Raw genomic sequence first — 21,657 nt, 5'->3', positions numbered from 1 at the left:
GAAATCGGAGCCGGAAATTGGAGCTGGAAACGGGTGCCAGAAACGGGTGCCAGCTCTCATGCCGGCCAGGTTCCGGTCGCCTTCTCATACCCTTTGGCCCCAGCGCGGTTGGTGATGGCCTTGACGCCGGCGAAGATGGCGCCCTGCAGCGCCGCGGCGAGGGCGATCTCGGTCCAGGTGCTGTTCGGGTCGGTCGCGTCCGGCTTCTGCTGACCACCCGAGGCGAGCCGCCACACCCGCTCGAACGCGGCGGTGGCGATCATTCCGCTGAGGATTCCGATGAGCAGGCCCAGCGGCTTGTAGAGAAACGTCATGCCTTCCCTCCCCGGTCGCGGCGAGCGATCAGCGTCACGGCGAGCAGCGCCGCGGCGCCGGCCAGCAGCACGGTGCGATTACGGCGGGCCAGCTCGATGGCCGGGGCCGCCGACTGGGTGGCCCGATGGAATCGGGAGGAGACCTGAGCTTTCACGTCGAACTTCTCGCTCAGTTGCGTCACGGACGCGGCAAGATCAGCCCGGGTGCGATCGATCTCCTCGGTGAGGGTGGTCAACTCGTCATCGGTCATCGGTGAACAGCCTCCTTCACGATGGCGACGTCGGTTTCGACACCGCTTATCGCCTGCTCCGGCAATGGTGGGGTGGCCTGCGCGATCTCGCGCTTGCCGGAGAGGGCGAGCAGGCCCGCGACGACCAGCAGGACGGCGCCGACGATCACCGCGGCCAGCCACGGACTCACCGCGTTGGAGAGCCCGAGAATCGCCGCGGCGACCAGGGCTCCCAGGCCGAACCAGGCGACCACCCCGGCGCCACCGAAGAGCCCGGTGCCGAGGCCGACCCGCTTGGCCTTGCTGTTCATCTCCAACTGCGCGAGCTTGAACTCGTCGCGCACCAACGTCGTCATCTGCTCGGTGATCCGGGAGACGAGTTCGCCGGTCGAGGCATTCGTCTGGTCGCTACTTGCGGGAAATTGCGTGGTCATGGGTTTGCTCCTCGCGAAACGGCAGGGGGTCCGGTTGCGTTCTTCCGGTGCGTTCTGCCCTCGGTGTACCCGCCTGCCCGCATCCCCTATCCCAACGACAGTCATCGATGGTGTTTCATTGCCGCGGACTTCGGGTAATTGCTAAGTCAAGCGTCACCAACGGTGGTGGCGTCTGCCCGGAGGTCGACATCATGGCGTTGATTCTGCTTGTCCTGCTGCTGGTAATCCTGCTCGGTCTGGGCGGCTTCGCACTCCATCTGCTCTGGGTGCTGGCGGTGATCCTGGCGGTGGTCTGGCTCGTCGGATTCCTGTTCCGCGGAGCCGACAGCGGGCGTTGGTACGGACGCTAGAGGTCCGGCGGTGTCGGCCAGATGACCCGGCTGCGCACTGTCTCACCGACCGAACCGGGCTGGTCGCGGCGAAGATCAGGCCGTGGATTCCGGTACTTCGACGCGGACGGCTCCGCCCTGAGGGCCGAAGAGGTCCAGCGCGTCAAGGCGCTGGTCATCCCGCCGGCGTGGGCGGACGTCTGGATCTGTGCCCAGCCCAATGGGCACATTCAGGCCATCGGAACCGACGCACGAAGGCGCCGACAGTACATCTACCACCCGCAGTGGCGGGTGCGGCGTGATGCCGCCAAGCACGACCGGGTCTTGAAGGTTGCCGCCCGTCTCCCGGCCGCCCGCCTCGAGGTCGCCGCCTCGCTCACCGGCCAGGGCATGCCGCGAGAACGGGCCCTGGCCGCCGCTTTCCGGCTGCTCGACCTCGGATACTTCCGCATCGGCAGCGATAGCTATGTGACGAGCAACGGCTCCTACGGCCTGACAACACTGGAGATTCGGCACGTCCAGCGACACGGCGCCACGATTGTCTTCGAGTTCGCGGCGAAGTCGGGCATCTCCCAGCACATCGAGATCACCGATCCGGCGGCGCTGGCCGCTGTCCGCACGATGACCCGGCATCGACGCCGCACGGCGCCGCTGCTGGCCTATCAGGCGTCGAAGGGCTGGCAACCGCTAGAGGCCCCGGACGTCAATGAATACCTGAAGGAACTGCTCGGGGACGAGATGACGGCCAAGGACTTCCGGACCTGGCACGGCACGGTGTACGCGGCCGTCGCGTTGGCCCGGCAGACGCCAGCGGATACCCCGACCAAGCGCAAGCGCGCAATCGCCTCGGCGATGCGCGACGTTGCCGATCATCTGGGAAACACGCCCGCGGTCGCGCGATCGGCCTACGTCGATCCGCGCCTGATCGACCTCTACGCCGACGGTCAGACCATCGCGGCGTCCCTGCCTCGCATCGAGAAACTGGGAGAGCGAGACCCGCAGCGGCAGGAGAGGCTGGAGCGGGCAGTGCGCCGGTTGCTGAAGACCTGATCAGGTGCCGGCGACCTCCACGGCCAGTCGTCCCAGGTAATGAGCGAATCCCAGGGGCGCTCGGCCGGTGCTGCGTGAACTGGTGACCACCGGCAGGGAAGCGGTGCGCACGACCCGGCTCAACCGGCACTCGACGGCCCGCGCCGCCAGTTCGACGTCCTCGCCGGTGGCGAGCAGAGGCCAGCCGCCGAGGCGGACATAGGCCGAGCCCCGGATACCGAAGTTGGCCCCGTGCACGTGCGGGTGCTCCTCAATCGCCATGTGCCGTCGGAGCCAGTGTTGGCGGACGCTTCCCAGCAGATGGCCGTCCGGAATGACCGTTCCGAGCACCAGATCGGCTCCATCGTCGGCGTGGCGCAGCATCTGGGTGAGCCACGTCTTCGGTACCGCCGAGTCGGCGTCGGTGTTCGCGACCCAGATCTGCTCGGGCGATCCGCCCATGCCCCAATCGGTCGTGGCGAGCAGGTGGGCGACGCCCGCCCCCCGGCTGGCGCCGACGTTTCCGAACGCGCAGGAGATCGACTCGATCTCCGGGTGGGCGCTGACCAGCGCGGCGGTGTCGTCGTCGCAGGAGTCGAGGACGACGATGACGCGGACCGCGATCGGCCGGGACGAGACCTCGATCGCGTGCCGGCGGGCGGCCAGGATCGCGGCCAGGCAGACGCTGATGTGCCCCTGCTCGTTGGCCGCCGGCACGACCACCCCGACCGAGGTGATCACGGCACGATCCCTTCGGCTTGGGCCACCGAGGCCGGTGTCGCCGACCAGACCTCGAGCCGGAAGTCAGCCTCGGTGTGGCACAGCAGGGGGTGCATCCCACGACCGACCGCGGCGTGGACGGCCTCGGCGGTGTGTGGGTGATCGGCGGCCGGGTGTCGCCAATGGCAGGCGAGCAGCACGCCGTCCGCGCTCAGGGACGCGCGAACCCGGGCGGCGAGCACGTCCAGATCGAGGCAGTAGTAGCCGACCTCGCTGAGCACGATGAGATCGAATTCGCCCTCCGGCCACTGATCCGGGACGGTGCCCTGGGCTAGTTCGACGTTCGGGTGTTCGTCCAGGTTTTCCGCAGCCAGATCGAGGGCACGTCGGGCGAAGTCCCAGGCCGTCACGCTGTCGCAGCGCTGCGCCAGCCGTTCGGTGAGCAGGCCGATCGCGCAGCCCGGCTCAAAGGCGCGCCGGAATCGGCGACGGGGCAGCGAGGCGATCAGTAGATCTCGCTTGCGCTGCTCGTAAAACCGGTCCTGCAGGCCCCACGGGTCGTCGTCCTCGGCATACAGCTCGTCGAAGTAGCTGACATCCAGACCGGCGTCGGAGGGATCGACGATGTAGATCTCGTACGGTCGCCGGAAGTGGGCGAGCATCTGCGGCGAGAGGACGGGCTCGTCGCCCGGCCGTGCGGAGAGCGGTTCGTTCTGGGTGCGGAACTCCCCGATGGCCGCCGTCTTGCGGCGCTGGGCCAGCTCGGGAAGGTCGAGGCGGCGCATCGCCGGGCCGGGAAACTCGGCTGCGCTCTGCGCCCAATGCCAGGCCCAGATCGGGTACTGCCACTGCATGATTGTGGGCCTGGCCGCCCGCAGGTCGCGCACCGCCCTCGCGCAGGCGGCGTGGTCGGGGTGGCGGTCGCCCGACCACGGCGTGACGACCAGGACGTCGGCGCCGATGCGGTCGCGCAGGCAGCTTCGCAGTGTCGGCAACTCCGCTTCGAGGGCGCCGTCGGGCAGGCCGAGGAAGCTGATGCTGGCGGTCGGGGCCAGGCAGCGCAGCGCGGCGGCCGCCTCGGCCCGCCGCAGTTGCGCCAGCCGGTGCGCGGAGTGGCTCGTGGATCGCGGGTGTGACGCCTCGCCGTCGGTGGCGATCACCACCTCGACCCGCAGCCCACTAGCCGCGGCGACGGAGATGAGTCCTCCGGCGCCGAGAGTCTCGTCATCCGGATGGGCGGCTAATACGACTAGCTTGGTGCAGCCGGCGGGCAGGACGGCCGGCGGTGCCGCGGCCAGGGTGAAGTCTGAATCCCACTGCTCCTCGGGTGTACCGAGATCGAGGTGGGTGAAGGTCGTGGTCATGCCGGCTCCGTGAGCAGCAGCTGCCCCAGGCTCGCTAAGTCCCGTTCAGCATGGTGTTGTCGCACGTAGATCTCCAGATCGGCCACCCGTCGCGCGTGCTCCTCGTCGAAGGCCAGTGGCGCCGGGCCGAGGGTATGCGCGGTCTGGGTCAGAGTCAGCTCGACGGCCTGGGCCACTGCTGCGCGCACCCGAAGGGCGAGCAGAACGCCCGCGGCCCCATCGGCGGCCCCGTCGTCGACGAGCTGGGCCGCCTGACTCAGCGTCGCGGCGGCCATGTGCAGGGCCACCTCCACCGAACCGAGGCTCAGCCGGGAGAGCTCGTCGCGCCGATCGGCGACCCGGCGGCGTAGCGTCTCGGCCAGGCCCAGCGCCCCGCCGAACCAGCAGGCGGCGACGCCGATGCCGCCCCACGCGAAGCCGGGTCGCCGCAGGTACCAGCCGGGCGCGCCGATCGGCGTCGCCGGGGTGGCGCTGAAGTGCACTGGGCCGCTGGTGACAGTGCGCAGCCCCCGCGAGACCCACACCGCCGCCGGTTCGGCCCGCACGGTTGGGTGCTGCAGCGGGGCGGCGAACAACTGCCGAACGTCGGGCTCGGTTGTGTCCGCGACCCGGGCGGTGACCAGCGCGCGGCCGAGGGAACCGCCGAGTGAGCACCATGGCTTGGTGCCGGTCAGCGTCCAGCCGTCCGGCCCCGACGCGGCCGACAGCTCCTGCCCCGGTGCCTCGGCGGCAAACACTCCCCACCCCGCAACGTCGGCGGTGGGGAGCTGGCCGGTCTGGCCCGCTTCGTTGAGAATCGCCAGCGCGTCCGTGTGCGCCTCCAAGACCCGGGCCACTGTCAGGTTGGCCTCACCGGCGATGGCGAGGAGCTTCCAGCGCATCGCCGTCTGGCCGTATCCCGGCACCGGGAGATCGGCGCCGAACTTCTCGCAGATGGCGAGGGCGGTGGAGACGGATTCGCCGGCCGACTGCGCCTCCAGAGCCATCGCGGTGGCCCAGCCGGGCGCCGGACGGGTGTCAAGATTGTCGACGGTGGTAAATCTCGGTCGGGCGGCGCGGCTCGACATTGAGCTCATAGGTTCTCCTGGTCTGGCTGTTTTCCGGGGTCTTCTCAGCGTCCCCACGAATCCCGAGGTACTAACCGGCGACCGTGGCGTGCGGTGGCCTCGGGTGGCCGGCGGTGGGCTCGGGGTGGTGTCGGCGAGTGGTGATGGCAGCATCGTGGTCATGCCTGACCCCTCCGCCCCGCTGCGCAAACTCGGGTTTCTGACCATCGGCCTCTTCGACCGCGACGACCCGGCGCGCGGTCACGAGTCGACGTTGGCGATCATCGAGCTCGGTGAGCAGCTCGGCTTCGACAGTGCCTGGGTGCGGCATCGGCATCTGCAGTACGGCATCTCCTCGCCGGTGGCGGTGCTGGCGGCGGCGACGCAGCGGACGTCTCGGATCGAGCTCGGCACGGCGGTCATCCCGCTGGGCTGGGAGAACCCACTTCGGCTGGCCGAGGATCTCGCTACCGTCGACCTTCTCTCCGGCGGCCGGTTGAACCCGGGCCTCAGCGTTGGTCCGCCGATGCGTTGGGATGATGTCCGGCCGGCGCTGTATCCCGATACCGCCGACGCCGAGGACTTCAGCTACGCCCGGGTCGAGCGACTGCTGCGGTTCGTCCGCGGCGAGGCCGCGAGCGCCTTCCGTGGCACCGAGGGCATCGAGGAGTTCTCCGAGCGGGTTGAGCCGCATTCGCCGGGGCTGGCTCGACGGCTCTGGTACGGAGGAGCGAGCCTGCGTTCCGCTCAGTGGGCGGGCGAGCACGGTATGAACTTCCTGACCAGCAGTGTGGTCCGGGCCGAGCAGTCCGAGAACTTCGCCGAGATCCAGCTCTCACATGTGCGGGCGTTTCGGGAACGGCACCCCGACGGCGCCGCCGCGCGTGTCTCGCAGGGGTTGGTCGTCATCCCGACCGACGGGGCGACGGCCGAACAGCGAGCGCGTTACGAGGCCTACGTGCAGTCACGCACGCCGCGTACCACCGCGCCGCAGGGTCCGGGACGGATGATGTTCGCCGTCGATCTTGTGGGTTCGTCGGAGCAGATCGCCGAGCGGCTCTACGCCAACCCGGCGTTCCGGGAGATCGATGAGGTCGCGTTCGCGCTGCCGTTCAGCTTCGCTCATGACGACTACGTCCAGATCCTCACCGACATCTCCACGCGGCTCGGTCCGGCTCTCGGCTGGCGGCCGAGCAACGGCTAGGTTCAGGCTTCGAAATTCGTGCAAAACTTTTCCGTGAGGGATGTCGAGAATGCTCCGCCGGCTCCGTCCCAGGGGGCATTCGGCCGACGGGGCCGACGTCACGCGAGGAGAAATCCATGGCCAAATATCTGCTGCTCAAGCATTACCGGGGCGCGCCGGCACCAGTCAACGGTGTGCCGATGGATCAGTGGACGCCCGACGAGGTGGGGGCCCACATGGGGTTCATGAACGACTTCGCCGCTCGCCTGGAGCGCAACGGCGAGTTCGTCGACGGGCAGGCGCTGGCTCCGGTCGGCGCCTGGGTGCGCTATGACGGTGAGGGTCGGCCGCCGGTCACCGACGGTCCGTTCGCCGAGACGAAGGATCTGATCGCCGGCTGGTATGTGATCGACGTCGACAGCCACGAGCGAGCCGTCGAGCTCGCCGGTGAACTCTCCGCCGCCCCCGGGGCCGGCGGGCGGCCGATCCACGAATGGTTGGAGGTTCGCCCGTTTCTGACCGCGCCGCCCACCGTCACCGAGTGACCGCGAACGAGGTCGAACCTCGTGAGCTCGTTCCGCAGGTGCTGAACGTCCTCGTCCGTCGCGGAGCTGACTTCGCGACGGCCGAGGACGCCGTGCAGGAGGCGCTGATCCGGGCCCTGTCGGCCTGGGCGGAGGAGACGCCGGCCGACCGCACCGGTTGGCTCATCACGGTCGCCTGGCGAATCTTCCTCGACCTCGCCCGTTCGGAGGCCTCGCGTCGTCACCGCGAGCTGCGCTTCGACACCGAACCGCCGCCGGGCGCGATCCCGAATGTCGACGACACGCTCCAGCTCTACTTCCTCTGCGCCCACCCCGACCTGACGCCGTCCTCAGCGGTGGCGTTGACCCTGCGCGCGGTCGGCGGTCTCACCACCGGTCAGATCGCGCGCGCGTACCTCGTGCCGGAACCGACCATGGCTCAGCGGATCAGTCGAGCCAAGCGCGTCGTCAGCCGGGCCGGCGTCGAGCATCCCGGCAACGTGGGCACAGTCATGCGGGTGCTGTACCTCGTCTTCAATGAGGGTTACTCCGGCGATGTCGACCTGGCCGCCGAAGCGATCCGCCTCACCCGCCAGTTGTCGGCGCTGGCCGACGCCCCTGAGGCGCACGGACTGCTCGCGCTGATGCTGCTGCACCAGGCTCGCCGCAGCAGCCGTAGCACCGCCGACGGCAGCATCGTGCCGCTGGCCGATCAGGATCGCAGCCAATGGGACACCGCTCTGATCACCGAGGGAATCGCCATCACCCAGGCGGCACTCGCCCGCGATCAACTCGGGGAGTATCAGGCGCAGGCGGCGATCGCCGCCCTGCATGCCGACGCGCCGCGGGTCGAGGAGACCGACTGGGTGCAGATCGTGGAGTGGTACGACGAGTTGCTGCGATTCGCCGACACCCCGGTCGTCCGGCTCAATCGAGCGGTCGCGATCGGCGAAGCCGACGGTGCCCCGGCCGGGTTGGCGGCACTGGCCGGCGTTGCCGAAGGCGTGCCACGACGGGCGGCGGTTGCGGCGTATCTGCATGAAAAGAATGGTGATCTGGAGCTGGCGGCCCACCTCTACGCCGAAGCGGCTCACAACGCGCCGAACCTGGCCGAACGTGATCACCAGACCCGCCAGGCCGCCCGACTGAACCAGCATCGACGGTGAACGCCGTTGGTCAAGCGATACGGGGTGGGCGGGACGACCGGCTGTCGCCGAGAGTTCTCGAGTCTGAAATGACCTGGCAATCGTGGCCGACCAAGCTGAGTGCGTAGCTGACCCCTGAGGATCTGGTGGTGCGCGATGCGAAAGAAGCTTGATCTGTCGATGCGGCGCTCGGTGCCGGTAGCGAATCCGAATCGAATTCGGGTCAACCAGCTCGACCGGTCGAAGCTGACGACGTCAGCGGAACCGGCTCCAGTGCAGACCTATCGAGCGGCCTAGGCCTCGGCGGAGCTAGTCGGCCTCAATGCTGACCGGTCGCCGCATTGGTCGTAGGGCCAACCGGTTGTGCTCCATAGGCGTTGAGAAACCGGTTCCGAAACGCGTCCATCGGCCACACCACAGCCTGCGGCGAGGGCAGCAGACCGTCCTGCCAACCCCAGGACGAGATCCGAGCCAGGACGCTGGGGTCGTGCGCGATGATCGAGATCGGCACCTCGTGGTTGGCTCCGGGGCCACTCACGATCGTCGCCGGCTGGTGGTCGCCGAGCATGACGAGCACGAGATTGTCGTCGTGCAGCTGAGTGACCCAGGAGATCAAGGCATTGAGCGAGTACTGCACCGACTCGCCGTAGGCCTTCTGCACCCGGCCCGCGTTCGGCCAGACGGTGCTGGGGGCCAAGCCATGGGCTGGCATTCCGTCGTAGATCGAGCCGTCACCGACGGCGCTCCACCCGACCAGGCGGGGCAGCGGCGTCCACGGCGTGTGCGAGGAGACCAGATCGATCTCAGCCATCACCGGCGTATGCCCCGGCTTTAGCTCCAGCCGCTGCAACGCCGACAGCGTGTACTGATCAGGCATTGACGCGTAGGAGAACTTCGGTCCGGCGTAGCCGACGTTGCGTTCGTCGTAGAGCTGGTCGTAGTGATAGAACGACTTGCCCTGAGGCCAGTCACCGCCGTTCGACGGCACGTCACCCACCGTCCGCCAACCGGAGCGTTTGAAGGCAGTGGCGAGGGTGAGACGATCACTGTCGACGAGTTGGTTGTAGCGCTGCTGGTTGTTGATCCATAACCCCGACTGCAGCGTTGAATGGGCCAGCCAACTGATGCCACCGAAGGTCGGCGACGTCAGGAATGCGCTCCGCGACGAGAATCCGGCGGAGCTCAATTGCGTGTTGCCGGAGCGGAGAAGGTCGTCGATGGCCGGTGAGAATGTGCTCCCTTGAACGGCGACCTGCCCGTAACTCTCGACAAAGGCAAAGATCACGTCCTTGCCCTGCAGCCCGGTGAGCAGCGATGCTCCGGGCACTGAGCTGAATTCGTCGTGGGATCGGAGCAGGGATTCGAACCGCTGTTGATCCTGCACCGCCGAACCGGCATCCCGTACCTGGTCCACGGCCAGCCGGCTCACGCTGTGCGCGGCGACCGGCACTCCGGAGACGAGACTGACGTTGAAGGCGGTGCAGAGTATCCAGACTCCGGCGAACGCCGCGGCCACCCGGGCCGCCGGTCTGGGGTGCCGGGCGGTGACCGTAGCCAGCCGTATCACCGACAGCGTCACCAGCGCCACGACGGCGATCAAGAGCAGCACGGCTAGGATGACCGCCGCGTCGGCCCGAGTGGCTCCGACGGAGTCCCGCACTACGCCGATGGCCGGGCCGATGCTGCTCCAGTCGATGACCGGATTGAATGGACGATCGAGCTCGGTATAGAAGCCGATGTCGAGAACCTTGACGACGACCAGCAGACCGAGCAGCGCACCGGCGACGACCGAGATGACCCGTCGGCCGCGGGCTGGAAGGAGCACTGCGAGGGCGACCAGGACGAGCCCCTCGACCGGGATCTGCAGCGCCGCGGCGGTGGTGATCTGCTCGAGCCGGTCGGGCAGGATCAGGGCGAACCACACGGTCAGGAATGCGGCCACGGTCAGCGCCCGGGCAACGAGGACCGCCCACCGCCCCGAGCGTTCGGCTGGCCCCGAGCGTTCGGCTCGCCCCGAGCGTTCGGCTCGCTCGGAAGGCCTAGTCCTGCTGTCGTCAGGCATTGACCCCGGCTCCGACCAGGATCGGCGGCTGCGTCACGCCGCGGTGCCGGCCCAGCCAGAGCACTTCTCGACCGAACGACTCCGTCAGCAACGCCAACGAGATCAGGATCAAGCCCACAGCGACGGCTGAGGGGAGCAGTGCGGGCGCGACCGCGGTGAGCACGATGCCCTGGACGGCGGCGACGACCTTGCACCAGTGGCGGGGCGGGGACGGGGCTCGCAGCCAGGCCCAGGCCACTCCAGCCGCCACGAAGGCGTAGCGCAGCAGCCCGATCGTCAACACCCACCAGCCGAAGAGGCGGGCGTCGTAGCAGCTCAGGACCAGGATCAGGAGCGCGTCGGTCTCCATGTCGAAACGGGCGCCGACGGCGGACATCGTGCCGGTGCCCCGCGCGACCGGACCATCGACCGCGTCCAGCGCGAGGGCGATCGAAGCCAGTACGACGAGCACGCTGACCGGGACAGGGACCGGGGCGGCGGCGGCGCGGACGGGGATCGACACCGGTGCCAGGAACGAGTCGACCGTCAGCGCGGCCACGCCCCCGACCAGTGCCGCCCGTAGCAGCGTCACCTGATCGGCCGGCCCGACCCGCCGGCCGGCCCGCGCCAGCCCCCGCACGAGCAGCAGGTTTACCGCGAGCCCGACGATGAGTCCGGTGAGCCAGCCCGCCGGCGCCAACCCGACGGTCATGGCCACCCCGGTCAGCACCACGAGATCCGCGGTGAAACCGAAGCTCAGGGCTGCTCGAACCATTGCGGCCGCACCTCCGTATTAGTGGTGTATACCGTTGATACGGAGTGTGCCGTCGCTCGGTTCACTTCGGCTCGGTTCACTTCCGAAGGAGGCTGGGGCCGATGACGCGTACCGCTCGCGCGTTCTGGATCACCGCCCCGGGAGTCGGCGAGATTCGTTCCGTGCCGCTTCCCGAGCCTGGCCCGGATGACGTGCTCGTGCAGACCGTGCGATCAGCGATCAGCCGGGGCACCGAATCCCTCGTCTTTCGTGGCCGGGTGCCGACCAGCCAACACACGACCATGCGCGCGCCGTTCCAGGACGGTGACTTCCGCGGACCGGTCAAGTACGGCTACCTCAACGTCGGAGTCGTCACCGGCGGGGCGCCCGAGCTGCTCGGCCGGAGCGTGTTCTGCCTCTACCCGCACCAGACCGCATACGTGGTCCCGTCCCGGTCGGTCATTCCGCTTCCCGACGGTGTCCCGCCCGAGCGGGCGGTGCTGGCCGGAACGGTGGAGACCGCGGTCAACGCGCTCTGGGACGCGCCGCCACGGTTGGGCGACCGGGTCTCGGTGGTCGGCGCGGGCATGGTCGGCTGCAGCGTCGCCCGACTGTTGGCCCGGGTCCCCGGCACCCGGGTGACCCTCATCGACGTGGAGGCGGCGCGGGCCAAGACGGCCACGCAGCTGGGGGTGGAGTTCGCTCTGCCGACCGAGGCCGCGGGGGAGCAGGATCTGGTGTTCCACACCAGCGCCACCGCCGCCGGCCTGCAACTGGCACTGGGCCTGCTCGCGGCGGACGCGGAGGTGATCGACCTCAGCTGGTACGGCGACACCGACGTCACGCTGTCTCTCGGCGAGGCCTTCCACTCCCGGCGCCTCGGTATCCGGGCCAGCCAGGTGGGTGCGGTCGCGGCGGCTCGGCGAGCCACCCGCTCGCTGCGCGACCGCCTCGGTCTCGCCCTCGAGCTGCTGGCCGACGACGCCTTCGACGCGCTGCTGGACGGGTCGTCGCCCTTTGAGCAGCTCCCCGTGGTGCTGCCCGAGCTGGCCGCCACGCCCGGCCTCTGCCACAGCGTGAGCTACGACGTACTCGACGAAGCCGAGCCCGCCTGATGTTCAGCGTGACCGTCCGCGACCACATCATGATCGCCCATAGTTTCCGGGGTGAAGTCTTCGGTCCGGCCCAGCGCCTGCACGGTGCGACGTACATCGTCGATGCGACGCTGCGCCGCCCCGATCTCGACGCCGACGGCATCGTGGTCGACATCGGACGGGCGGCTGAGGAGCTGCACCGCATTCTCGCGCAGCTCAGCTACCGCAACCTCGACGACGAACCGGAGTTCGCCGGAGTCAACACCTCGACGGAGATGCTGGCCAAGGTGATCGCCGACCGTATGGCCGACCGCATCCAGGCCGGGGAGTTCGGAGCAGCGGCTCGGGGCCTGGTCGGTCTCTGCGTGACGCTGCACGAGTCGCACGTCGCCTGGGCGACCTACGAGCGACCGCTGTGACCAGCGTCGAGCTGGTGGTCGTGGACGGAATCGACGACCCGGCCCGTCCCACTGGCGGCAACGTCTACCACCGCCGGCTCCGCGACGGGCTGGTCGCCGCGGGGTGGGACGTGCGCCTGCACGCCCTCGCCGGGAACTGGCCGGTTCCAGAACCGGCCGCAATGGCTGAACTGCGCTCAATCCTCGCCGCCATGCCTGACGGTGCCGCCATCCTCATCGACGGGCTGATCGCCTCCGCCGTCCCCGCGCTGTTGCAGCCCCACGCGCGGCGGCTGCGGATCGTCGTCATGATGCATATGCCACTCGGCCTCGCTTCACCGGCTGGCCATCTCCCCGCCGCTCGCCGGGGCGAGGGCGCCGCGTTGGCGGCTACCCACGCCGTGGTGACGACCAGCCGCTGGACCCGTGACCGCCTTCTCGAGCTCTACCCGCTCGGCCCGAGACGAGTCTTCGTGGTACCGCCCGGTGTCGATGCAGCTGGGCTCGCGCCGGGCAGTCGCGACGGAAGCCGGCTGCTCTGCGTGGGTACGGTCGCCGCGCACAAGGGGCAGGACGTGCTGCTCACTGCGTTGTCGCAGCTGCCGGACCAACACTGGCGGTGTGACTGCGTCGGGATGCTGGACTGCGAACCGGACTTCGTCCGGAAACTGATGGCGCAGAGTGCTGCGAGTGGGATCGAAGATCGGCTGAGCCTTCTCGGCCCGAGGGTGGGCGCCGAGCTGGATCGGCTCTATGACCGCGCAGACGTGCTCGTCGTCGCGTCGAGGTTCGAGGCCTACGGCATGGTGATCAGCGAGGCGCTGGCCCGGGGCATCCCGGTGATCGCCTCATCCGTTGGTGGAATCCCCGAGGCGATGGGGCTGACCCGGGCCGGTGGCCGGCCGGGGCTGCTCGTACCGGCGCAGGACCCGGCAGCCCTCAGCGCGGCGCTGCGGCGCTGGCTGAGCGACGGCCGGTTGCGCGCTTCGCTGCGCGGGCTGGCCCGGCAGGTGCGCCCGACGCTGGCCCGCTGGGAGGAGACCGCCGCCGTGATGGCACAGGTACTCACCGAGATCGGCTCGCACCCGGTTGAACCGGTTCGCTCGCGTGGTCGTATGTCTGTAGGACAGCGTTAGGGAGGCTGAGCGCGATGGATCCCAGAGCCGCCGCAAGATCTACCTGGTGGCGTCCGGTCATCGGCGCCGCCATCCTCGTGGGCCTCGGCTGGCGGATCGGGAGGGGCCCCTTTCTCGACGGCCTGAGCGCGCTCAGCGGCGGCGCGCTGCTCGCTGCCGTCGCCGTCACGGCCGTGACGACGCTCGCCTCGGCCTGGCGGTGGCGGGTGATTGCCACCGCGCTGGGTTCGCCGCTGCCGCTGCGTCGGGCCGTTGCGGCGTACTACCGGTCGCAGTTTCTCAACAGCGCGCTCCCCGGAGGTGTGCTGGGCGATCTCCACCGCGGTGTGCGCCATGGGCGCGACGTCGATGACGTCGGGCGCGGGCTGCGTGCGGTTGCGCTGGACCGGACGGCCGGGCAGGTGGTGCAGACGGGGCTCGCGATGGTCATCCTCCTTGCGTTGGCGTCACCGGTTCGCTCACGGATGCCGTTGCTCCTCGCGCTCGTCCTGGCCTTGGCCCTGGCCGGTGCGGCGGTCGTGTCGCTCGCCGTTCGCCGGCTACCCGCCGGCCGTTCACTGCGTCTGGCGCGGCTGCGGCAGCTGATCGGAGCAGACGTCCGACGGAGTCTGCTCGACCGGCGGGCGTGGCCCACGGTCGCCGTCTCATCAGTCGTGGTCGTCGCCGGGCACGCCGCCATCTTCATCCTCGCGGCCCGGCTCACCGGCACCGACGTCGCGGCGCAGCGGCTGCTTCCGCTCACGATGCTGGCCCTGCTGGCTATGTCGATTCCCCTCAGCATCGGTGGCTGGGGTCCGCGGGAGGGGGCCACCGCGTGGGTCTTCGGTGCGGCTGGGCTGGGAGTCGAGCACGGAATCGCAACCGCCACCGCGTATGGGGCGATGGCCTTCGTCGCCACCCTCCCCGGCGCAGTCGTGCTGATCGCCGGGGCTGTGCATCGCGACCAGCGTCGGTCCGCCGCACCGACGGTCCGTCCGCCGATTCGTCGGCCCGTTCGTCGGCCGCGGAGTGTTCCGGCACTGGCAGGGGCCGATCGTGACTGAGCGTCCCTACATCCTTCTCAGCTGCGGGGTATCCATTGACGGGTACCTCGATTCGGCCACCGTCAAGCGGCTGACCCTCTCCAATGAGGCCGATCTGGACCGCGTCGATGAGGTCCGTGCGCGCTCCGATGCGATTCTCGTCGGGGCGACGACGGTCCGAAACGACAATTGCCGGCTCCTCGTCCGGTCGCCGGCCCGGCGCGCCGAGCGGGTTGCCCGCGGCCTCTCCGCGTCGCCGCTGAAGGTCACGCTCACCCGCAGCGCCGAACTCGACCCCGCCTCGAACTTCTTCACCTGCGGCGATGTCGAGAAGCTCGTCTACTGCCCGCGTGCGGTGCTCGGCCAGGCTCGCGACCGGTTCGGATCGGTCGCCACCGTCGTCGACGGCGGCTGCGGACCGGATGTGGACCTGCGCGCGGTCAGCGCGGATCTCCTGAGCCGTGGAGTAACGCGGCTGATGGTCGAGGGGGGCGGGACCATCCTCACGCAGTTTCTCGCCGCCGCCCTGGCCGATGAGTTGCAGCTGGTCGTGGCGCCGCTGTTCGTCGGCGATTCCCGGGCCCGCCGCTTCGTCAACGACGGGCATTTCCGGTGGAACGAGACCGATCGTGCGAACCTGCTCGAGGTCCGTCAGATCGGTGACGTGGTGCTGCTTCGGTACGCACTGTCAGCGCGGGCGGCCGCGGCGAGTCGGCCGGCGGCGGTGATGGCGGGTAAGCGCTAAGTGGTTTTGGAAGCCCGGGCGAAGCTGGGCAGCCGACTATCGGCCGACTAGCGGCGGCGAACGACTAGCAGCGCTGTGTCGTCCTGCAGAGGCGCGCCGCCGACGAGATGGTGCATCAGTTGCTGGCAGAGCGCCTCCGGATGGGCATCGACCATGGCGCGGCGAAGTCGTAGCAGACCCTCGTCAATCGGCTCGTCGCGCCGTTCGATGAGGCCGTCGGTATAGAGGACCAGTTCTGATCCGGGCGGGAACTCATGGGTCGTCGTCAGTCGGCGGGTGGCCAGTCTGACGCCCAGCGGGGGCCCGACCGCGATCGGGGCAAGCTCGGCCGCTTGGCCGCGCTGCAGGATGACCGGTGGCAGGTGTCCGGCCGAGCTGATACGGATCTCGTCGTAGGGCGGTCGCAGCGCGGCACAGACGATGGTCAGCATCGCGCCGGGCTCGAAGTGCTGCAACTTGCGATCGGTGAGGGTCAGGACTTCGGCCGGGTCGTCGTTGACGAGGGTGAAGGAGCGGAAGGCACTCTTCATCCGGCCCATCACGACGGCGGCATTGAGCCCGTGGCCGGCGACATCACCGGTGACCAGCCAGAGCTGACCCGAGGGGGATATGAAGGCGTCGTACCAGTCGCCGCCGACGGCGCGCCCCTCAGCCGGTACGTAGCGGGCGGCGAACTCCAGGCCCGGGATTCGTGGCAGTTCAGCGGGCTGCAGGCTGCGCTCCAGCAGGCGCGCGGCCGCCGTCTCGATGGCCAGCTGTCGGGCCTGGACGGCGGTGGTGACGCGGGCGGCCACAACTTCGAGAAGTTGGGTGTCGGCTTCGGTGAAGGTCCGGTCCTCAAGGCGGCCGACGTGGATCACGCCGAGCACTTCGTCCCCGCTGAGCAGCGGAACGCCGAGCATCATCTGGATGCCCTTCTCCCACAGGATCGGGTTGTGGACGGTGGTGGCGTCGATTCGTTCCAGCAGCAGCGGCTGCCCGGTGGCGGCGATCACCCCGGCAAAGCCTGTACCGATCGGGATCCGCACGCCCTGGCGGACCTCCTCCTCCAGGCCACAGGCGGCCCGGGCGATCAGCACGTCCGCGCCGTCGGCCCGCATCAGCACGGCGGCGGTGTCAGCGTCGAGGATGCCGCGTACTCGCTCCAGGAGATGGGTCAGCAGGTCATCGACGTCGAGCGCGTCGAGGGAGGTGTCCACGAGGGAGAGCACGTCCCGCTGAAAATCCGCTTCCTGAACCTCCTCCACTTGCAGATTTAACCACGCGGGCCGCCGTCGGACTGAGTGAGCCCTCAACCACCGCCGCCGCCGACAGTTCATCCGGTACGGATGATGGCCGCCCGCCCCAGGGGAGCAACTATCAACACGAATAACCTACTCGAGAGGCACTACCAAATGATCAAAGCGCATCAACTGATCGAAGCAAGCGACTTCGGCACCGGACAGGTCTTCTGGTCCATGCTGTGGTTCTTCCTCTTCTTCATTTGGATCTGGATGCTGATCGTGGTCTTCGGCGACATCTTCCGGAGTCCGGACCTCGGGGGCTGGAGCAAGGCCCTGTGGACGATCTTCATCATCGTCCTTCCGTACCTGGGTGTCTTCGTCTACCTGATCGCTCGCGGCTCGAAGATGGGTGCTCACGCCCAGGCGGACGCCCAGCAGCGCGAGGCCCAGTTCCGCCAGTACGTCCAGACGGTCAGTAAGGACACCCCGGGAGCAGCTGAGGAGATCGCACGGCTGGATGACCTCCGCAAGCAGGGCGTGCTCACCGACGCCGAGTTCCAGCAGGCTAAGGCCAAGGCGCTCTCCTAGTCGGTCCCGATTGACTAGTCGGTCCCGATTGGCTAGTCGGACGCAATTGACGACGCCGTGCCTGCCCGGTCAGTGGTCCCCCTCGATTTCATGCTTCGAGGATGACCGGGCAAGGCCGGCGTCGGATTTCACTTCATGGGTGGGCCGAGCTGATCGGCCAAACGAAATATCGCGGTAGAAGGAAATAGCAGCAGCGGTCGGCCATGACAGTGGCGGCGCATTCGCAAGAGGGAGAAACGATGACCACAACCAGAAGCAATACTGCGGTCGGCCTGACGCTGTTTGCCGCCATCACGATGATGGTCCTTGGCGGTTTTGACATCTTGCAGGGCCTGGCCGCAATTATTCGCCAGCATTACTACGTGATCAGCCCGGACTACGTCTACAAGGTCAACGTAGCAACCTGGGGCTGGATCCACCTGGTTCTCGGCCTGCTCACGCTGGCCGCCGGAATCGGCTTGCTCAGCGGTTTCCTGTGGGCGCGGATCCTCGGCGTCATCTTCGCCGCCGCCATCGCGATCACGAACTTCCTGTGGCTGCCGTACTACCCGGTCTGGGCCATCCTCATCATCGCTCTCAGCGTCGTCGTCATCTGGGCGCTGGCCGCCCACGGTAAAGAGATTGCCGAGTGACGAAGGTTCGTTAAGGCAGCGCCGGCGAACCATTGGAAGCCGCGAGTTTCGCCGGCAGTTTGATCAGCTTTCATTCGAAACGGATGATGCGGGTCCGTTGCAAGTTGCGAAAGCTCTATTCAGAGTTTCGATGCCGTTGGCTGGCTAACCGTCGACGTGATTGTCGTTCGGCGGTCCCTGCCGGTCAACGAACCTGGCAAATAGTTGTGCGCGTGAGTGATGGCTCAAGGGAGAGTTCATGTCCGCGATGGATGTTCCAGCCAATGACCTGACCGCTAAGTCGAGAGTGGTTGGGTCGAAGACCGCGAAGGCCGTGGCGATCCCGAAACCGAACAAGATCACCTGGCTTTCGCTGGCGTTCATGACCACCGCATCGGTCGCGAGCCTGCGGTCGGCGCCGACGATGGCGGTCTACGGGTTGGCTTGCGTCTTCCTCTATGTGGTTCCTGCGATCGTCTTCCTGCTGCCGCAGTCGCTGGTCGCCGCCGAGCTGGCCTCGGGCTGGTCAGGCGGGGTGTTTCGGTGGGTGAGCGAGGGTCTCTCGGGCCCGTGGGGTCTGCTGGCCGTCTGGTGTCAGTTCGCCATGACGATCTTCTACTATCCGACACTGCTGGGCTTCGTCGCGAGCACACTCGCCTACGTCTTCAATCCGGAGCTTGCGTCCAACGGTGTCTACACCGGCATCGTGATCGTCACGGTCTTCTGGGCCGGCGTCTTCATGTCGGCCCGCGGCGGCACCGGTGGGATCGCGAAACTGGCCTCCAGCGGCCTGATCATCGGAACGCTCGTCCCGGGCGCGATTCTCGTGGTTCTTGGCCTCATCTATCTGTTCCAGGGCAACGCCTCGGCGGCGCCGATGGATTCGGCTCACCTCCTTCCGGCGTGGACCGGTATCGCCAGCCTGGTGTTGATCGTGAACAACTTCCTCTCCTACTCCGGTATGGAGATGAACGCGGTACACGTCTCCTCCCTACGCAACCCGCGTAAGGAGTTTCCGAAGGCGATGTTCTTCGCCTGTGGGCTGGTGCTGCTCATCTTCATCCTGCCGGCTCTGGCTATCAGCTGGGTCGTTCCGGCCGACCAGCTCAGCCTCACCGCCGGCGTGATGCAGGCCTTCTCGGAGTTCTTCGCCTACTTCCACATCACCCGGCTGGTGCCGATCGTGGCGATAGCACTGGTCTGCGCCTCAGCCGGCGGGATGCTGACCTGGTTGGCCGGCCCGTCCAAGGGCCTGGTGCTTATCGCAAATCAGGAGGGGTACCTCCCGCCGATGTTCCAGCGCACCAACTCCAATGGTGTGCCGGTGAACATCCTGGTGGCGCAGGGCGGGGTGACCACAATAATCGCCTTGTTCTACGCGCTCATCCCGTCGGTCTCCAGCGCGTACTGGATCCTGAGCGTGATGACCACGCAGGTGTATCTCATCGTGTATCTGCTGATGTTCGTAGCCGCCGTGCGACTACGAAGGACCCAGCCCGATGTCGAGCGAGGCTATCGGGCCCCGATGCTGGGCTTCCTCTGCGCCGTCGGGTTCCTGGCCTCCGCCGCCGCGATCGTGATCGGCTTCGTCCCGCCGTCGCAGTTCGAGAGCGGCAACGCCGGCACCTACGTGGGAGTGATCCTGGCCGGAACGGTTCTGATCGGGCTGATCCCGCCATGGCTGTTCCTGAAGTTGCGCAAACCCAGCTGGAAGACGGAGGAATCTACTGACGCGGCGGTGACGTCATGACCACCGCCGAAGCGGGTGCACCGGCGCCCGAGGTCTCTGATTCCAGCAACCGCTGGCTGTACTGGGTCGTCGGGATTGTCGTGGTGATCCTGGCCGTCATCGGGCTCGTCGCCTTCAACGGGGCCAAGACCGACCAGGAGGCCAAGGACAAGGCCCACACCCTGTCGCAGAAGCTCTCCTCGGCCGGCCTGACCTCCCCGGACGAGGAGGTGCTGGTAAGGACATTCGGCACTGACGGGGGAGCGGTCTGTGACAACCCGGCCAACTCACTCGGTAAGGCAACGCTCTTCTCCCTCCTGAGCAACGGCGCGTCCTTCGTCGGGCAGCGACCGGTGATCGTCGACCGCCGGGTCCTGCAGGGCGAGGCGCTGATCCTGCAGACCTACTGCCCGGAGAAGCTGGACAAGTATCAGGACACCATCGACAAGCTCAAGACCGCCGACGTGATTAGGCAGAAGTGACCGCTGCCAGCCCTACCGCAGAGGCCGGCACCGCGGCTCATTGGGGAGTGCTCACCGCCGCGTGTGTCTCGGCGCTGGTGGTGAACGCCAACACCTCGGCCGTGACGATTCTGCTGCCGGCCATCAGTGACGATCTGAATGCTCCCATCTCTACCCTGCAGTGGGCCGTCACCGGCTACATGCTCGTCGGTGCCGCGGTGATCGTCACCTCAGGCGCCCTGGGCGACGTATTCGGTCGCCGTCGCATCTTCCTCGGCGGCCTCATCCTCTTCGTCGCCTCATGTGCGCTCATCGCCCTGTCGACCAACTCCGCGGGAGTGATCATCGGGCGGATGATCCAAGGCGCCGCCGGCTCCACGATTCTGGCCTGCGGGATGAGTCTGCTCTCGGTCGCGGCATCGGGGGCAGCGCAGATGAGAGCGATCACGCTCTGGGGCGCCGCCTCGGCGGCCGGGGCCGCGCTCGGGCCGCTGTTGGGAGGAGTCCTCGTCAGTTCGACCGGCTGGCAGGGATTGTTCTGGATCGACGCGCTGATCGCCGCCGCCTGCATTCCGCTGACGATCATGACCGTCAGCGAGTCCCGCGACCCGGATCGCTCGCACTCCATCGACGTCTACGGCACGGTGCTGATCGCGGCGATCCTGGTGCCGGTGGTGCTGGCGCTGAGCGAGGGAAGCCAGTGGGGTTGGACGTCGTTGGCGACCATCGGGTGCCTGATCCTCTCCGCGGCGAGTGTGGTCGCCTTCGTGCTGGTGGAGGGCAGGGTGGCCGCACCGCTCGTCGATCTGCAGTTGTTCGCCAACCGCGCTCTCGTCGGGGCAACCCTGGCGATTCTGATCGTGGCCGGTGTGCTCAACGGGCTCATGTACGTCCTCAGCCTGTACTTCCAGGACCCGACGGCCTTCGGGATGACCGCGCTCGAGGCGGGGCTGGCAACCCTGCCGGCCGCTGGTGCGCTGATCGCGATCACCCCGTTGATCACCCCGATCGCGGTGAAGATCGGGGCTCGGGCGGCGATCGGAATCGGCTTCATCGCCGCCACCGTAGGTCTGGTGGCGTTGTCGTTCGTCCACGCCTCCTGGACCTACGGCGCCCTGGTAGTGCCCCTGCTGATCGCCTCGGCCGGGCTCGGCCTCTCCAACGGGCCGGCGTCGGCCGCCTCTACCGCGGTGGTGGCGCCAGAGGAGGTCGGCCAGGCCTCCGGTATCTCGAACATGGCCCGCTATGTCGGCGGGTCGCTGGCCGTGGCCGGGGTGGGCGCCGTCTACTCGAGCGTGACCGCCAACCACCTGAGCGGCGGGGCATCGGGCGGCGATGCGCTGGCGACGGGGCTGGCCCGCGCCTGTCTGCTGATGGCGATCATGTGCCTCGGTGGCGTGCTGCTGGCTGTGGTGGCCGCGGTGCGGCATCGCCCCGCTCCGCCTCGCCCCATCGACCGGGCTGCGGCCGCGGCGGCCGCCACCACGACGATCCCCACCCCGGCCAGCGCGTCAGCGGCCTCGGTGTAGCGCCGTAG

Annotated in this window: 24 protein-coding genes; 15 read left to right on the top strand and 9 right to left on the bottom strand. The window is 68.2% G+C overall.

The window, feature by feature from the left end; genetic code table 11:
• Positions 1-56 precede the first annotated feature (56 nt).
• From CPH63_RS20445 to CPH63_RS20435, 3 genes are read right to left on the bottom strand one after another with little or no spacing between them, the layout of a single operon-like run.
• Positions 57-314 carry a DUF4235 domain-containing protein gene (locus CPH63_RS20445; protein ID WP_096304591.1) on the bottom strand — a complete coding sequence of 86 codons (258 nt, stop codon included), beginning with the start codon at positions 312-314 and terminating at the stop codon, positions 57-59.
• Entirely contained in the window at positions 311-565 is a 255-nt protein-coding gene (locus tag CPH63_RS20440) for a DUF3618 domain-containing protein (protein WP_096304590.1), read from the bottom strand. The genes CPH63_RS20445 and CPH63_RS20440 overlap by 4 nt, the downstream gene beginning before the upstream one ends.
• On the bottom strand, positions 562-978 hold the full coding sequence (locus CPH63_RS20435; protein ID WP_096304589.1) for a phage holin family protein: 417 nt from the start codon (positions 976-978) through the stop codon (positions 562-564). The genes CPH63_RS20440 and CPH63_RS20435 overlap by 4 nt, the downstream gene beginning before the upstream one ends.
• Before the next feature lie 191 nt (positions 979-1,169).
• On the opposite strand from CPH63_RS20435, the gene CPH63_RS20430 reads away from it, so the two are divergent.
• Both CPH63_RS20430 and CPH63_RS20425 read left to right on the top strand, forming a co-directional pair.
• Positions 1,170-1,328, top strand: coding sequence for a hydrophobic protein (locus tag CPH63_RS20430; protein ID WP_096304588.1), 159 nt, complete (start codon positions 1,170-1,172; stop codon positions 1,326-1,328).
• 21 nt (positions 1,329-1,349) lie between these two features.
• Entirely contained in the window at positions 1,350-2,357 is a 1,008-nt protein-coding gene (locus CPH63_RS20425; RefSeq protein ID WP_096304587.1) for a DNA topoisomerase IB, read from the top strand.
• On the opposite strand, the gene CPH63_RS20420 is transcribed toward CPH63_RS20425, so the two are convergent.
• From CPH63_RS20420 to CPH63_RS20410, 3 genes are read right to left on the bottom strand one after another with little or no spacing between them, the layout of a single operon-like run.
• On the bottom strand, positions 2,358-3,077 hold the full coding sequence (locus CPH63_RS20420) for a glycosyltransferase family 2 protein (protein WP_157749681.1): 720 nt from the start codon (positions 3,075-3,077) through the stop codon (positions 2,358-2,360).
• Positions 3,074-4,420, bottom strand: coding sequence for a PIG-L family deacetylase (locus CPH63_RS20415; protein WP_096304585.1), 1,347 nt, complete (start codon positions 4,418-4,420; stop codon positions 3,074-3,076). Before CPH63_RS20415 ends, CPH63_RS20420 begins: the two co-directional genes overlap by 4 nt.
• Complete coding sequence (locus CPH63_RS20410) at positions 4,417-5,496, bottom strand: acyl-CoA/acyl-ACP dehydrogenase (RefSeq protein ID WP_157749680.1); 1,080 nt, start codon at positions 5,494-5,496, stop codon at positions 4,417-4,419. The genes CPH63_RS20415 and CPH63_RS20410 overlap by 4 nt, the downstream gene beginning before the upstream one ends.
• Positions 5,497-5,647: 151 nt before the next feature.
• Here CPH63_RS20410 and CPH63_RS20405 point away from each other — a divergent pair, with 151 nt between their 5' ends.
• The 3 genes from CPH63_RS20405 to CPH63_RS20395 all read left to right on the top strand — a co-directional run bounded on the left by CPH63_RS20405 (position 5,648) and on the right by CPH63_RS20395 (position 8,339).
• Entirely contained in the window at positions 5,648-6,670 is a 1,023-nt protein-coding gene (locus CPH63_RS20405; protein WP_096305318.1) for an LLM class flavin-dependent oxidoreductase, read from the top strand.
• A gap of 116 nt (positions 6,671-6,786) precedes the next feature.
• Entirely contained in the window at positions 6,787-7,194 is a 408-nt protein-coding gene (locus CPH63_RS20400) for a YciI family protein (protein WP_096304583.1), read from the top strand.
• Positions 7,143-8,339: a DUF6596 domain-containing protein gene (locus CPH63_RS20395; protein ID WP_096304582.1), complete on the top strand. Its 1,197-nt coding sequence runs from the start codon at positions 7,143-7,145 to the stop codon at positions 8,337-8,339. The genes CPH63_RS20400 and CPH63_RS20395 overlap by 52 nt, the downstream gene beginning before the upstream one ends.
• Before the next feature lie 298 nt (positions 8,340-8,637).
• Here CPH63_RS20395 and CPH63_RS20390 read toward each other — a convergent pair whose 3' ends face one another.
• Positions 8,638-10,380, bottom strand: a complete 1,743-nt coding sequence (locus CPH63_RS20390) for a hypothetical protein (RefSeq protein WP_197704473.1) — start codon at positions 10,378-10,380, stop codon at positions 8,638-8,640.
• Positions 10,373-11,134, bottom strand: coding sequence for a CDP-alcohol phosphatidyltransferase family protein (locus CPH63_RS22865; protein WP_197704472.1), 762 nt, complete (start codon positions 11,132-11,134; stop codon positions 10,373-10,375). The genes CPH63_RS20390 and CPH63_RS22865 overlap by 8 nt, the downstream gene beginning before the upstream one ends.
• Before the next feature lie 101 nt (positions 11,135-11,235).
• Between CPH63_RS22865 and CPH63_RS20385 the strand changes: the two genes are divergently transcribed.
• Genes CPH63_RS20385 through CPH63_RS20365 form a run of 5 tightly spaced genes read left to right on the top strand, consistent with a single transcriptional unit; the run spans position 11,236 to position 15,508 of the window.
• Positions 11,236-12,228: a zinc-binding alcohol dehydrogenase gene (locus CPH63_RS20385; RefSeq protein ID WP_096304581.1), complete on the top strand. Its 993-nt coding sequence runs from the start codon at positions 11,236-11,238 to the stop codon at positions 12,226-12,228.
• The gene (locus tag CPH63_RS20380) at positions 12,228-12,626 is read left to right on the top strand and encodes a 6-carboxytetrahydropterin synthase (protein ID WP_096304580.1); all 399 of its coding nucleotides are present in this window, start codon (positions 12,228-12,230) and stop codon (positions 12,624-12,626) included. Before CPH63_RS20385 ends, CPH63_RS20380 begins: the two co-directional genes overlap by 1 nt.
• Entirely contained in the window at positions 12,623-13,741 is a 1,119-nt protein-coding gene (locus tag CPH63_RS20375; protein WP_096304579.1) for a glycosyltransferase family 4 protein, read from the top strand. The genes CPH63_RS20380 and CPH63_RS20375 overlap by 4 nt, the downstream gene beginning before the upstream one ends.
• A 14-nt stretch (positions 13,742-13,755) precedes the next feature.
• A complete protein-coding gene (locus CPH63_RS20370; protein ID WP_096304578.1) occupies positions 13,756-14,784 on the top strand; it encodes a lysylphosphatidylglycerol synthase transmembrane domain-containing protein in 1,029 nt (342 codons plus the stop codon).
• Positions 14,777-15,508 carry a dihydrofolate reductase family protein gene (locus CPH63_RS20365; RefSeq protein WP_096305317.1) on the top strand — a complete coding sequence of 244 codons (732 nt, stop codon included), beginning with the start codon at positions 14,777-14,779 and terminating at the stop codon, positions 15,506-15,508. Before CPH63_RS20370 ends, CPH63_RS20365 begins: the two co-directional genes overlap by 8 nt.
• 47 nt (positions 15,509-15,555) lie before the next feature.
• Here the strand turns inward: CPH63_RS20365 and CPH63_RS20360 are convergent, their stop codons facing one another.
• Complete coding sequence (locus CPH63_RS20360; RefSeq protein ID WP_197704471.1) at positions 15,556-16,755, bottom strand: PP2C family protein-serine/threonine phosphatase; 1,200 nt, start codon at positions 16,753-16,755, stop codon at positions 15,556-15,558.
• A 147-nt stretch (positions 16,756-16,902) separates the two neighbouring features.
• On the opposite strand from CPH63_RS20360, the gene CPH63_RS20355 reads away from it, so the two are divergent.
• The 5 genes from CPH63_RS20355 (at position 16,903) to CPH63_RS20335 (ending at position 21,649) form a co-directional block, all read left to right on the top strand.
• Positions 16,903-17,319 (top strand): SHOCT domain-containing protein, encoded by a 417-nt coding sequence (locus CPH63_RS20355; protein WP_197704470.1) that lies wholly within the window; start codon positions 16,903-16,905, stop codon positions 17,317-17,319.
• A gap of 239 nt (positions 17,320-17,558) precedes the next feature.
• Positions 17,559-17,951 carry a hypothetical protein gene (locus CPH63_RS20350; protein WP_096304576.1) on the top strand — a complete coding sequence of 131 codons (393 nt, stop codon included), beginning with the start codon at positions 17,559-17,561 and terminating at the stop codon, positions 17,949-17,951.
• A 238-nt stretch (positions 17,952-18,189) separates the two neighbouring features.
• Complete coding sequence (locus tag CPH63_RS20345) at positions 18,190-19,680, top strand: APC family permease (RefSeq protein WP_096304575.1); 1,491 nt, start codon at positions 18,190-18,192, stop codon at positions 19,678-19,680.
• Positions 19,677-20,141: a hypothetical protein gene (locus CPH63_RS20340; protein WP_096304574.1), complete on the top strand. Its 465-nt coding sequence runs from the start codon at positions 19,677-19,679 to the stop codon at positions 20,139-20,141. Before CPH63_RS20345 ends, CPH63_RS20340 begins: the two co-directional genes overlap by 4 nt.
• Positions 20,138-21,649 carry an MFS transporter gene (locus CPH63_RS20335; RefSeq protein WP_197704469.1) on the top strand — a complete coding sequence of 504 codons (1,512 nt, stop codon included), beginning with the start codon at positions 20,138-20,140 and terminating at the stop codon, positions 21,647-21,649. Before CPH63_RS20340 ends, CPH63_RS20335 begins: the two co-directional genes overlap by 4 nt.
• Positions 21,650-21,657 lie beyond the last annotated feature (8 nt).

Source organism: Jatrophihabitans sp. GAS493, from assembly GCF_900230215.1.
In the GTDB taxonomy this organism is placed as follows: Bacteria; Actinomycetota; Actinomycetes; order Mycobacteriales; family Jatrophihabitantaceae; genus MT45.
Note: the sequence above shows the minus strand (reverse complement) of the source record. Positions and strands in the feature narration are given on the sequence as shown.